Source organism: Salinicoccus sp. Marseille-QA3875, from assembly GCF_054950095.1.
The window spans coordinates 1461208-1473643 of sequence record NZ_CM143103.1; the positions used below are offsets into that span (position 1 = coordinate 1461208).

At 38.4% G+C, this 12436-nt stretch carries 15 protein-coding genes; 11 read left to right on the plus strand and 4 right to left on the minus strand.

The genetic code is table 11. The features are described 5' to 3' along the window. Nucleotides 1-31 precede the first annotated feature (31 nt). The 7 genes from ACY8DT_RS07420 (at nucleotide 32) to ACY8DT_RS07450 (ending at nucleotide 6014) form a co-directional block, all read left to right on the plus strand. Nucleotides 32-604, plus strand: coding sequence for a thymidine kinase (locus tag ACY8DT_RS07420; protein WP_462419698.1), 573 nt, complete (start codon nucleotides 32-34; stop codon nucleotides 602-604). Nucleotides 605-780: 176 nt separating this feature from the next. Then, on the plus strand, nucleotides 781-1458 hold the full coding sequence (locus tag ACY8DT_RS07425) for a response regulator transcription factor (RefSeq protein WP_462419699.1): 678 nt from the start codon (nucleotides 781-783) through the stop codon (nucleotides 1456-1458). A 6-nt stretch (nucleotides 1459-1464) separates the two neighbouring features. Continuing rightward, complete coding sequence (locus ACY8DT_RS07430; RefSeq protein ID WP_462419700.1) at nucleotides 1465-2841, plus strand: sensor histidine kinase; 1377 nt, start codon at nucleotides 1465-1467, stop codon at nucleotides 2839-2841. Further along, complete coding sequence (locus tag ACY8DT_RS07435; RefSeq protein WP_462419701.1) at nucleotides 2828-3583, plus strand: hypothetical protein; 756 nt, start codon at nucleotides 2828-2830, stop codon at nucleotides 3581-3583. Before ACY8DT_RS07430 ends, ACY8DT_RS07435 begins: the two co-directional genes overlap by 14 nt. Before the next feature lie 128 nt (nucleotides 3584-3711). Next, on the plus strand, nucleotides 3712-4449 hold the full coding sequence (locus tag ACY8DT_RS07440) for a methionine ABC transporter ATP-binding protein (RefSeq protein ID WP_462419702.1): 738 nt from the start codon (nucleotides 3712-3714) through the stop codon (nucleotides 4447-4449). Next, nucleotides 4442-5128 carry a methionine ABC transporter permease gene (locus ACY8DT_RS07445; RefSeq protein WP_462419703.1) on the plus strand — a complete coding sequence of 229 codons (687 nt, stop codon included), beginning with the start codon at nucleotides 4442-4444 and terminating at the stop codon, nucleotides 5126-5128. Before ACY8DT_RS07440 ends, ACY8DT_RS07445 begins: the two co-directional genes overlap by 8 nt. Nucleotides 5129-5210: 82 nt before the next feature. Continuing rightward, nucleotides 5211-6014, plus strand: coding sequence for a MetQ/NlpA family ABC transporter substrate-binding protein (locus ACY8DT_RS07450; RefSeq protein WP_510177641.1), 804 nt, complete (start codon nucleotides 5211-5213; stop codon nucleotides 6012-6014). 40 nt (nucleotides 6015-6054) lie between these two features. On the opposite strand, the gene ACY8DT_RS07455 is transcribed toward ACY8DT_RS07450, so the two are convergent. The 3 genes from ACY8DT_RS07455 to ACY8DT_RS07465 all read right to left on the minus strand — a co-directional run bounded on the left by ACY8DT_RS07455 (nucleotide 6055) and on the right by ACY8DT_RS07465 (nucleotide 8517). Beyond that, on the minus strand, nucleotides 6055-6525 hold the full coding sequence (locus ACY8DT_RS07455; RefSeq protein ID WP_462419705.1) for a hypothetical protein: 471 nt from the start codon (nucleotides 6523-6525) through the stop codon (nucleotides 6055-6057). A 76-nt stretch (nucleotides 6526-6601) separates the two neighbouring features. Continuing rightward, the gene (locus ACY8DT_RS07460) at nucleotides 6602-8029 is read right to left on the minus strand and encodes an aldehyde dehydrogenase family protein (RefSeq protein ID WP_462419706.1); all 1428 of its coding nucleotides are present in this window, start codon (nucleotides 8027-8029) and stop codon (nucleotides 6602-6604) included. A 140-nt stretch (nucleotides 8030-8169) separates the two neighbouring features. Further along, entirely contained in the window at nucleotides 8170-8517 is a 348-nt protein-coding gene (locus ACY8DT_RS07465) for a hypothetical protein (protein WP_462419707.1), read from the minus strand. A gap of 518 nt (nucleotides 8518-9035) precedes the next feature. Here ACY8DT_RS07465 and ACY8DT_RS07470 point away from each other — a divergent pair. Both ACY8DT_RS07470 and ACY8DT_RS07475 read left to right on the plus strand, forming a co-directional pair. After that, the gene (locus tag ACY8DT_RS07470) at nucleotides 9036-10088 is read left to right on the plus strand and encodes a PTS sugar transporter subunit IIC (protein ID WP_462422241.1); all 1053 of its coding nucleotides are present in this window, start codon (nucleotides 9036-9038) and stop codon (nucleotides 10086-10088) included. Between the two features lie 144 nt (nucleotides 10089-10232). Then, nucleotides 10233-10727, plus strand: a complete 495-nt coding sequence (locus ACY8DT_RS07475) for a glutathione peroxidase (RefSeq protein ID WP_462419708.1) — start codon at nucleotides 10233-10235, stop codon at nucleotides 10725-10727. A 115-nt stretch (nucleotides 10728-10842) separates the two neighbouring features. On the opposite strand, the gene ACY8DT_RS07480 is transcribed toward ACY8DT_RS07475, so the two are convergent. Next, nucleotides 10843-11283 carry a YtoQ family protein gene (locus ACY8DT_RS07480; RefSeq protein ID WP_462419709.1) on the minus strand — a complete coding sequence of 147 codons (441 nt, stop codon included), beginning with the start codon at nucleotides 11281-11283 and terminating at the stop codon, nucleotides 10843-10845. A 99-nt stretch (nucleotides 11284-11382) separates the two neighbouring features. Between ACY8DT_RS07480 and ACY8DT_RS07485 the strand changes: the two genes are divergently transcribed. Both ACY8DT_RS07485 and ACY8DT_RS07490 read left to right on the plus strand, forming a co-directional pair. Further along, nucleotides 11383-12051: an HAD family hydrolase gene (locus tag ACY8DT_RS07485; RefSeq protein WP_462419710.1), complete on the plus strand. Its 669-nt coding sequence runs from the start codon at nucleotides 11383-11385 to the stop codon at nucleotides 12049-12051. Between the two features lie 13 nt (nucleotides 12052-12064). Then, the gene (locus tag ACY8DT_RS07490) at nucleotides 12065-12400 is read left to right on the plus strand and encodes a PH domain-containing protein (RefSeq protein WP_462419711.1); all 336 of its coding nucleotides are present in this window, start codon (nucleotides 12065-12067) and stop codon (nucleotides 12398-12400) included. The last annotated feature ends 36 nt before the right edge of the window (nucleotides 12401-12436 follow it).

A 12436-nucleotide genomic window follows, 5' to 3' on the forward strand; every position in this document is an offset into this window, starting at 1 on the left:
ACCTTTGGATTACCGATGAAAGGATTAAACTATGGCAAAGTTATATTATCGTTTTGGTACGATGCAGAGCAATAAAAGCAATCAGATCATAACAACGCATTATCAGTATACGACCCAGGGGAAAAAATGTCTGGCTTACTCCACTCCTATTGATACAAGAAGTGGATTTAAAAAGATTGAATCGCGTATCGGGCTTCACCTTGATGCCGAGTATGTAACGGATAAAATATTTGAACAAGTGGAAACACAGCATAAAAAAGAAAAAATTTATGCCGTGCTTGTGGACGAAGCTCAGTTTTTAAAGAAATCCGAAGTCCATCATTTAAGCGATATAGCTGATAAGTTGGATATACCGGTGATTGCATTCGGTTTAAAGACGGATTTCCGTAATCAGCTCTTTGAAGGCAGTAAAGCCCTTTTGGAATTGGCGGATGCAATCGATGAATTAAAAACAGTCTGTCAATACTGCAACAAAAAAGCAACGTTAAATATGAGGATGTTAGACGGCAAACCAGTTAATGTAGGAGAAACAATCCAAATTGGTGATGAGGAGTATGTGCCCGTTTGCCGTAAATGTTATAAAAAGCATCTGGATTTAGTCTAAATAGACGGTTCATGTGAGTTCTTACGAGTTCATATGAACTTTTTTTATTGTATAATTAAACTGATCAGGATTTTAATGAGATTTTAAGAAACCTCTAATAATATTCAAAAGGTCCGCATATATAATAAAGATAATTACTTAATACTGTCTAAAGCTATCTCTTAGGAGGAAAATTTATGCATAAGATTTTAGTTGTTGAAGATGATGAAAAAATAGCCCGTGTGATTCAGCTTGAATTGGAATTTGAATCCTATGAGGTCAGCAATGCGTATACTGGTAAGGAAGCATTGGATAAATATGAAGAAGAGGACTTTGATTTAATATTGCTGGATGTAATGATACCGGAGCTGAATGGCTTGGAAGTTTTAAGAAGGATAAGACAAAAAGATGAAGCCGTTCGAATCATTATGCTCACAGCACGGGATGCGGTAATGGATAAAGTCAGCGGCCTGGACTCGGGCGCCAATGATTATATGACCAAGCCGTTTGAAATAGAAGAGCTTTTAGCCAGAATACGTGCACAGCTTAAACAAAATGAGATTGGTCAAAATTCCAAGCAGGAAGAAATGATATTTAAAAATATAAAACTGCAGCCCTCTTCAAGAGAAGTCTTTATTGATGGTGAAGATGTGTACTTGACCCAAAAAGAATATGATCTATTTTATTATTTACTGTCAAATAAAAACCAGGTGCTATCAAGAGAACAAATCATTGAATCCGTCTGGGGTTACGATTATTTCGGGGATACCAACACCGTCGATGTCTATGTAAGGTATTTACGTAAAAAAATAGATCAGGAATCTCCATCGATTATTTCTAGTGTCAGAGGCATTGGTTATATGATAAAGGATTAGTTGTTTATGAAATTAGGGACTAAAATTCAGCTCTATATCACTGTAATGTCTGCCATTGTCGTTATTCTGATCAACACTTTTGTCTACTTCAGTTATAAGAACTTCTCACTGGATGCAGAAATGAGCCAGCTGGAAGGGCGCGGCATAAATATAATGCAGGAACTTCAAAATGCCATCGGAAGTGATGCGAATACCCGGGCAGTGCTGCAGTCACATCTGTTATCCGACGGTTTTATCACGCTTCTTAATGAGACAGGAGAACAGGAGCTCAGAATTACAACAAGTGCAAGCTACCCGGAAGATTTTGAGGAATATAATACAGGTCAGTACAGGGATGTCGTTACATATAATGATATCCATTTCGTTATGGTCTCACTTCCGATCATCTGGGAGAACGGAGAAGTTTATAATTTACAGATATATGAAAATATAGAGTTTTTATATGATACTTTCAACATACTTCAATGGATATTAATCATTTCTACGCTGATAATTCTTGTAGTAATCTACTTTTTAAACCGTATTATAACCAATATCATTATTAAACCTGTAAACAAATTGATCGATAAGATGAAAGAGACAGAAAACACCAGCGGGTATACAATGCTTGAAGTGAATAACAATGACACTAAGGAACTGAAAGACCTGTCCCAATCATTCAATGAAATGATGCTGGATCTTAAAGAGAATGACGAGCAGCAGCAGGCGTTCATAATGAATGCTTCCCACGAACTGAAAACACCAATTACAGTCATTGATTCATACAGTCAGATGTTGAAGCGTTTTGGCAAAACTCGTGAAGATATTCTAGATGAGAGTATTTATGCTATATCTGACGAAGCAAAACGCATGAAGTACTTAACAGAACAACTGCTAAGTTTCAGTAAGGCAGCTCAGGCAAGCGAAAACTACCATCCTGAAAAACTTAATATAGTGCGGATGATATCAGATATTAAAATCAGACTGGAGCCGGTATACAACAGAAATATTGATGTCCATTACGAATCGGATTTCATGTTTGTGACAGCTGATGCAGACAGTCTGGACCAGCTGCTGAAAATCTTTCTTGATAATGCATATAAGTACAGTTCTGATGATATCAGCATAGATATTACAAAGAATAACGGCGATATAAAGGTGGATATTATAGATAAGGGCATCGGTATACCGGAAGAAGATATCGATAAAATTTTCAACCGCTTTTATCGTGTAGATAAAGCACGTGCGAGAAAATCCGGCGGTTCTGGTCTTGGATTGTCCATTGCCGAAGAACTTGCAAAGTTAAATAATGTTTTACTCAGTGTTGAGAGCACATTTAATGAAGGGACAACATTTACGCTGAAATTTGAGCATGGAAAGGAGAGAGAAGATGAAAACCAGTAAAATATTAATCGCTGCAGGGGCGGTAATTCTGGGCGTTATAATCGGCGTTGTATATATGAATTTCATGGAAGCTGATTACATCAATGAAGATGAGGTCAGAGCCATAGTCACAGACCGTTACCAGGGCGATATAAGCAATATTTCCCTCTCTGATAATGATGACTATTTTCAAGTCACTGTCGATGATGAGCAATATTTATATGAAATAACAATAAACAGATCAGAGGGTACTGTTAAGGATATAAAATCTTCTGAAAATCCTGATTATGTCGAGGAAACGGAAGTGGAATCTGAAGGTGATAATACTGAAGAAGCAGATTCGGCGGAAGGGAGTTCTGAAGAAGGCAGTGCTGCTGAAGAAGAGCAAACTTCTAATGATACAGAATCGAACGGTTCAGAAGATATCATATCTGTAGAAGAAGCGCGTGAGATAGCGATGAATGAAGTAGGCGGATTATTCCTGCATTCGACTTTGAATGAAGAAGTCAGCCCGAGTGAATATTTAATAGCAAATTTAATTGATGGGGATGACGAAGGAGCAATTGTTTCAATCAATGCGCTTAACGGCACCATTAATAAGGTGATCTTCCTGGATATTGAATTTGATGAGATTGGCGACTTGGAGTCATTCATGCGGCAGGTGGCTTCATATAATGCCCAAAGCCAGCACTACTACATTGAATATGACGATGACTGGGATGACGACGATGATTGGGATGATGACGACTGGGACGATGATTAATATACAAAAGGCTGATTCGGTGATCAGTCTTTTTTTTAATGAAGAAAAAAAGAGAATTTCTTTATTTACAGAACGTCTTTTGGTATATTCAATGAGTGATGACAGAGAGGTACGGGGGAGCGTTTAAAGTGATAGATATCCGTAACGTAACAAAAACATATCAGGGGAAAGATGGTCCATTCAATGCTGTGGATAATGTCTCTTTGAATATTGATGAAAATGAAATATTTGGTCTTATAGGAGAAAGCGGAGCAGGTAAATCTACATTACTCCGTTTTATAAATGCGCTTGAAACGCCCACTGAAGGTCATGTAACGGTCGATGATACCGATGTCTTCAGCCTGTCCGGGAAGAAGTTGAGACAGCATCAAAAAGGGATAGGCATGATATTCCAGCAATTTAACCTTTTGAACAATAAGTCTGTCAGAGAAAATACCCATCTTCCTCTGGAGTTACATAAATACGAGAATCCTTTGACCATAGAAGAAGTCCTGCAATTTGTCGGCCTGTCTGATAAGGCTGATAATTATCCCAGCCAGTTATCGGGCGGTGAAAAACAACGGGTGGGTATTGCACGTGCACTGATTACACGTCCGAAAATCTTACTCTGTGATGAACCGACTTCTGCACTTGATGAAAGCACCACAGAAGAAATTGTGGATGTGTTAAAACGTGCACATGAAGCATTTGATATGACAATACTTGTCGTCACACATGAGTTGAATGTGATTAAAAGTATGTGTCAAAGATGTGCTGTGCTGGAAAAAGGTCAGTTGATCGATGTCATAGATATTGCTCCCGAAACTCTTAAAAAAGGTTATAAATCATATCATGAACGTGTTTTGAAGGTGCTTAAAAATGTCTGATGCAGTCAGAGAGTATATCTCACGTGTAATAGAGTTTTGGCCTGCATTATTTGAGAGTTTGTGGGAAACGGGCATTATGATGGGTTTTGCCATGGTGGCTGCGATTCTGCTTGGTCTGCCGCTGGGCACACTTTTATATTTAACGGCTAAAGGAAAACCGATGGAGAATATTTATATATATCAGCTGACAAATATATTCGTAAACATTGTCAGATCATTTCCGTTCCTGCTGCTTGTTGTGGCGATGCAGCCATTTATAAGAGCGGTTTATGGAAGGGCTACCGGAGACCCTGTAGCAGCATCATTTCCTATGATGCTTATAGCCATTGCACTTTATGCACGGTTTGTACAGCAGTCGTTGCTGGATGTACCGCGTGGCGTTACAGAAACTGCCCAATCGATGGGGGCATCCATTTCACAGCTTGTATGGAAGTTTCTTTTTGTAGAATCCAGGAGCTCATTAATCATCGGTTTCACAACGGCATTTGTGAGTTTCATATCCTATTCGACGATTATGGGCGTTGTGGGAGGCGGAGGCATCGGTGACTTTGCCATACGTTACGGTTATCAAAGATACGAAACAGATATCATGTATACAGCAATCATTGTTATTATCATCATTGTGCAGATAATGCAGTGGCTTGGGCTGAGGATTGCTAAAAAACTGGATAAAAGATGATCAAATATATAAATTATAAGGAGAGAAAGTAATGTTCAAACGTAATTTGATGTTAGTAGTGCTTAGCGTTATAGTGTTTATAATGGCAGCGTGCGGTAACGAAGGTGAAGAAAGCGGTGGAGAGACATCTGATAATGCAGAAACAGAAGAGAATACTGAATTGAAAGTGGCTTCACAGACAATTCCCATGACAGATGTAGTTGAATTGGCGGCTGAAGCTATCGAAGAGCCTTATACGGTCGAAATGGTGGAAGTGGCTGATAACATTCAGTATAACGAAGCGTTATTAAATGAAGAAGTGGATGCAAACTTTGCACAGCATGAACCATTTATGGAAATGTTCAATGATGAAAGAGATGGCAATCTAGTGGCGATACAACCGATTTATAATGCAATAGTAGGATTCTATTCCCCGGTATATGATTCAATCGAAGATATTGAAGATGGTGCTGAAGTGGCAATTCCAAGTGACGCGACAAACGAAGCAAGAGCATTGATGATTCTGGAGCAGCATGATCTGATTACTATATCTGATGATGTGACTTATGAGGCTACTGTTGATGATATTGAAGAGAACCCGCACGATTTCACATTTACTCATGTGGATCTGTTAAATTTAACATCTTCATATGAAGATGGTGTCGAATTGGTGTTCAACTACCCTACGTACATTGACAGCATCGGGTTAACGCCTGATGATGCAGTATTTCTGGAAGAAGATGAAGATAATACGTTCGCAATAACGCTGGTGGCGAGAGAAGATAATCAGGACTCTGAAGCGGTACAGGCTCTTCAAGAAGCTTTTACTTCAGATGAAGTCTATGAATTTTTATCCGGGCTTGAAGAAGAGGGCCACCTGGAGCCGGCTTTTGAACAGGATGAATAGTAAAAAAGATGCAATGCTCGTTTAGAGCATTGCATCTTTTTTATATCTTTAGTTCATATTCTTGAGCGAGCTGGGCTTTAAACAGCTTAGTATAGATATCTGTCACGACAGCTTCAAGACGCGCATTATGGATGTTATCCATATCATGCATACGGATTACAGTTAATTTGACATTAGAGGATTCCAACAGTTGTTTGAAGCCCTCATCTTTTTTGAAGTCGGTTTTCAGCTGTTTGAAGATATTATCTCTGCTGTTACCGACGATAAAGAGATCTCCGTCTTTGAAAAGTAGATAAATCCCTTTTAAATCGTGCATGAACTGTAAGTTATATTTGCTTTTAAAATCGCTTTTAAGCTTATTAAAATCAATTGAACGTTTTTTATTTTTGTTAATAATTGTGAGTTTGAAATTCTCCATATGACTGTTTTCCCAGATTTTACCCAGATCACAAGCATATTTCGTAATAATGGATTTCATCAATTTTTTATCTTCCAAATATTCTTTAACCATACTATCACCTCGTTCATAACACTGTACTTTAATTCAACAGAAAAGTCATCAAATAAAATTCAGGACGATGTGAGGTTTATGCGAAATAACCTTTAATGGTCTTAACTTCTAAAAACTCCTCAATGCCGAAGTCACCCCATTCACGGCCGAGACCGGACTGTTTATAACCGCCAAATGGCAAGTCAGACTGCCCTGGTACATCGTTTATGCCTACTGTACCGGCTTCAATAGAACGTGCAATTTTTTTCAAGGACTCCTTGTCGTTGCCCATGACGTAACCAGCAAGACCGTACTTGGTGTCATTGGCAATCTCAATCGCCTCGTCCAGATTTTTATAAGTGAGTACAGACATGACAGGACCGAAGATTTCTTCCTGTGCAATCTGCATTTTATTATCGACTTCAGTGAATATGGTCGGCTTTGCAAAATAACCTTTATCCAGGCCGTCAGGTTTTCCTGTGCCGCCATGATATAAATTTGCACCTTCTTTTGCACCAATTTCTATATAATTCTGTACCTGATCAAATTGCTTTTTACTGATGATCGGTCCCATTGTTGTACTTTCATCTTTGGGGTCGCCGACAACCACTTCATCCATATAATGTTTTGCTTTCTCTATAAACTCATCTTTGATGGACTCAGGTACAAGCGTTCTTGTTCCTGCAGTACAGACCTGTCCTGTATTGTTCACTACTTTCTGAACTGCCGATTTGGCTGCTTCGTCTATATCCACATCGTCCAAAATGATATATGGAGATTTGCCGCCTAACTCCAGCGCAACGCGTTTGAAGTCACGGCTCGCTTTCTCCATTATTTTTGATCCGGTCGATCCGGACCCCGTAAAGGACATCATACGGACTTTAGGGTGACTGGACAAAGGTGTTCCTACCCCTTCCCCGTCACCATTCACGAGGTTGAACACGCCTTTTGGCACATCTGCTGAATCAAAAATTTCAGCGAGAATTACTGCGGCAAACGGTGTTTCTTCGGATGGCTTCAATACAACTGGGGAGCCGGCTGCCATAGCAGCGGATAATTTTAATGAAGTCTGGTTTGTTGGGAAATTCCATGGCGTAATCAGGCCTGAAACTCCAATCGCTTCTTTTAATACAAGAGCATCTCCCCGCCTCTCTTCAAACTGGAAGTTATCCAAAGCGTCCCTCGCAGCTTTGAAATGGCTCAAGCCCATTTCGTAATGGACTTTATCCGACTTGCTCTTAGGAGAACCGAGTTCGGAAGTAATCGCCTCAATGATATCATCTTTTCTTTTTTCATACTCTGTCACAATTCTGTCCAGCATACTTTTTCTGTCTTCAACCGGCATATTTCTAAATTTAAGATAAACGGCATCTGCCGCTTCTACTGCTTTGTCCACATCTTCTGCGTTCCCTTTTGCAATCTTTCCATAAACTTCTTCTGTTGCCGGATTGATAACATCAATAACTTCACCGCTCATGCTGTCGATCCATTCTCCATTGATGTACTGTTTAATGTGATTTTTCATTACCAAATCTCCTCATAGTTATGTTATATGTATCTTATCCCATTAATAGCACAGATAAACTTTTGATGGCACCTTAAAGGTTTCAAATGTGTTAACTGAAAAATAAAAACCATTGTGACTGTTCACAATGGTTTAAACGATTATTTACGGAAGGTTTCAAAAAAGCTCAATGTATTCAATCCGAAGAATTTAATAGCACCCTTTGTTTCTTCAAAACCGTCACCCGATTTATAATGCTTGAATATCGCCGTGCCCAATACAAGGTTCATCATTATGATACCGATTCTTACGAGTGTCTTACTGAACAGAGTAAAGAAAAGAAGTGCGCCGCCGATTGCTTCAAAATAGCCTGCGAGTTTCATCTGTCTGCTGTCCACATCGAATTTTTCTTCAAAACCTTCACCGAGTTGCCCGTCGTTTTGAACTTTTTGAAGTCCCCCTTCAAACATATTTTTACCTACATAAAAGTTGACTAAATGACGTAACATATAACATCCTCCTAATTTATTGATATTAATTATATATACCCAAGATTTAAAGTGATAATTTATAATAGCATGATATAATCGAAATTACTTATTATCAACCTGAAAATAAGGTCAAAATTATGAGTGGCAACTCTCATCAATTGAAATTACAAAGCTTTGGATACATGCCTGGTCTGGATAGCTTAAGGGCTCCAGCGGTCATAGCGATTCTGAACGGGAGGCACAAGAGGAAGATAGGAACAAGTGTTTTTCAGCTTATGGAGTACATCTTTTACCAGAAGGTATAGACAGTATGACAAATCTCATCATTGACTCAATCAGACAAAATAAAGAAAGATAGATTTTACATGTTTAAAATAATATTATGTCAGAAGTGTTAAAACTCACTTAATAGTACAATGTTCCATCAAATTATGAGGAGAAATACCATATTCTGGTTTGTGATTTTTAGAACAAATCATTATAATGGGAATATTGAAAGCCTTTTTATAGGAATAAAAATATTGGAGGGACTTAAAATCGATCAGTTAATAGGTATAGGACTTTTATTATTAATCCTCGTATTTTTCAGTTTATTTACATACTATGCGCCATACGGAAGTGAAGTAATGAGCGCTCTCGCAGCAGCAGCCATCGCAACATTTTTAGTAGAGGCACTGCAGGGTTATGTAATTGGTGATATTTTTGCTCTGGATTTCTTTAAGGAAACCGGAACAGTCGCAGGTACACTTGCCGGCGTCATCGTAGCAATGCTAGTCGGTTTGAAAATGGGTGTAAACCCACAAAACTCGGCGATTCTTGCAGTTGCCTTTGGAGAAATCGGCTTAATTCCTGCAATGTTTGCAGCTTATATTGTGGCATTTTTGATTAAATTTTTCCAAAATAAAGTCGGCCTTGGATTGGACTTTATATTAGTTATTTTAATCGCTGTGCCGATAGCAAGATGGTTTGGTCTATTAATTACTCCATTAGTTGATGGATCGTTGCTCAGAATCGGTGCGATCATCGAAGTTGCTATGGATGCAAGCCCGTTGGTGATGGGGCTGATGCTTGGCGGTATCGTCACAGTAGTCGGTACTGCACCACTGAGTTCCATGGCCTTGACGGCGATGCTTGGATTAACCGGCGCACCTATGGCAGTTGCAGCGCTATCAGCATTCGGTTCGGCGTTTATGAACAGTACGCTGCTGCATAAGCTTAAAATCGGGAAGATCAAATCTGTAATATCCATTGCAATTGAACCATTATCCAAAGCGGATCTGGTGACTGCAAACCCGATTCCAATCTATACAACAAACTTTGTCGGGGGAGCATTAAGTGGTATTGTCATTGCATATTCAGGTATGATCAATGATGCACCAGGTACGGCAGCGCCTACACCCGGACTACTTGTAATGTTTGGATTCAACCCGGCGGGACAAGTATTATTATATGCAGCAATTTGTGCTGTCATCTGTTTCATTGTCGGTTGGGCAGGAAGCTATGTATTCAGGAACTTCCCTATTAAAAACAGCGAAGTATTGCCTGAGGACCAAACATTTGCAAGTGCTAAATCAACGAAAAAGTATTAGTCTTTAATGTAATGTGAAAAATAGAAGGGAAGCTTATGCCAAATTTTGGCATAGGCTTTCCTTTTTGTTGATAGACCATTTTTCAAACTGATTATTATCAGATTGAATGAAGAGTTGTTATACTATTTTTGAGGAGTGGTATGAATGTCAATTTATGATATTGAAGTTGCACAAACAGACGGGACTAAGTATCCGTTGAGGGAGTATGAAGGACGTCCAATGCTGATTGTCAATACAGCGAGCAAATGTGGTTTTGCGACTCAATTTGATGGTTTGGAAAATCTTTATCAAAATCACAAGGATGAAGGTCTGATCGTTTTAGGGTTTCCATGCAATCAGTTTGGAGGTCAGGAACCGGGAACATCTGAAGAGGCAGAAGAGAACTGTAAGCTCAATTATGGAGTGACTTTTCCTATGCATGAGAAAATTGATGTAAATGGAGAGGATCAGCACCCTTTATATGAATTTTTGAAGTCATCCAAAAAAGGTTTGTTCAATGATAAAATTAAGTGGAACTTTACCAAGTTTTTAGTGGATAAGAATGGTGAAGTGGTAGAGAGATATGCACCTAAGGATAAACCTGAAAATATTAACAGTGATATAGAAAAAACTTATAACGGCATGCATTATGGAATATAAATGCATGATATCAATGGTTCTGAAGTGAAAAAACATTTGAAATAATGCGTTTGTAATGTACTTGGAAGAAAAGATGACCAGGAATGTTTCACGGGAAACATTCCTGGTTATCTTTTTATTTATAAATGTATTTGATAATTTCCACTGCCTGATCAACAGTCTCAACAGTCACATTAGCTTTGTTGGATAATTCTTTAAGTGCGTGAATTGCACTCTCTGGTCTGATAATGATTAAAGGTTTGCCAAGGTTGACTGCTGTAGTCGCATCCATCGTTGTATTCCATTGTTTATACTTCTCGCCGTACAATGCAATCACAAAATCAGCTTTGTTCATAAGTACTGAAGTTCTGAAATTATTGATGCTGGAAGCAGCATCATCTCTGAAGTAATCATTTGGCTGTTTTCCTAAAACATTCTCACCGATATCATCTGATAAGTCATGATCTGTCTGTGGACCTACAAAATTCAGCTTCAGACCACTTTCTTCTGCTTTTTTCTCAACCTCTCCACGCCAATCATCATGAATCTGGCCGGCTAGATATACTGTAAACTCCATTTACTAATATCCTCCTTGTAAAACATAAGTTATATATACTCTACTATAATTATGATAATATAGAAATTGAAATGATTAACACTGTAAGGATGTGGCTAGATGAAGGTTGCGTTATTCGATTTTGACGGCACTTTGTATCCTCATGAAACATTTGAGATATTAATAGAAAAAATAAAAAAACATCCTGATTATAAAAAAGTCTACAATAAATTCATCAGGAGTTTCGGACCAATCTATATCGGTTATAAGTTGAAACTGGTATCTAAGTTGAACATGCAGAATAAAGCACTTGAAAAGTATATTCATTCTTTCAAAGGAAGGAACAAAGAGGACATTGAAAGCTTCTTTCGTGAGATAGCTGACAAAATGGCTGATGATATGCGCCCTACTCTGGTTGAGCAGCTGCGTAAACTGAAAGAAGACAATTATTATATAGTATTAGTTTCCGGTGCTTTCATGCCGTTGCTTGAAGCAATATTTAAGACAGACACTGTGGATTATATCTTTGGTTCTGTCATTCACTATGATGAGGGAAAACTGGATCACAAAAAAAAGTTCAATAGACTGCATTCCGGGATGAAAGTTAAACTGTTGAAAGAACATTTTAACAACACGGGTGTATCAGTCGACTGGGAAAACAGTCTGGCTTTCAGTGACAGCTATTCGGATATTCAGATGCTGGAATTAGTAGGGAATCCCGTAGCTGTGCAACCTGATGAAAAACTGTTGAAAATAGCGACCGAAAAAAATTGGAAAATATATGAATAAGGAGTTAATGACATTGGATTTAACAGTAATAGATGAGTATGAACTTTACCCGACAGAAAAGATAGGCCCGGCTGTTCAGGGCACTTTGCTTTATAAAGTGGGAAATCAGACAGAATTTGAAGGCGCTTATATCACCACCACTGAAAGAATGATCATGAATGTAGACATGAACGGTGAATCATATAAACGTGTTTTCAGCTATCAGGATATTGTAAAAGCCTATGTGGAAAAAGAAGTACTTATTCTTGAGTTTCCTGAAGGTATGGGTAAGATAGCGATGGTCAATATAAATAAAGGAAGCAGTGAAGAATTCGTAGAGTTTGTAAGCTCAAAATTGCAGACTGATTAAAGGGTCCTTAACAGGACTCTTTTTTATTAGTATGAC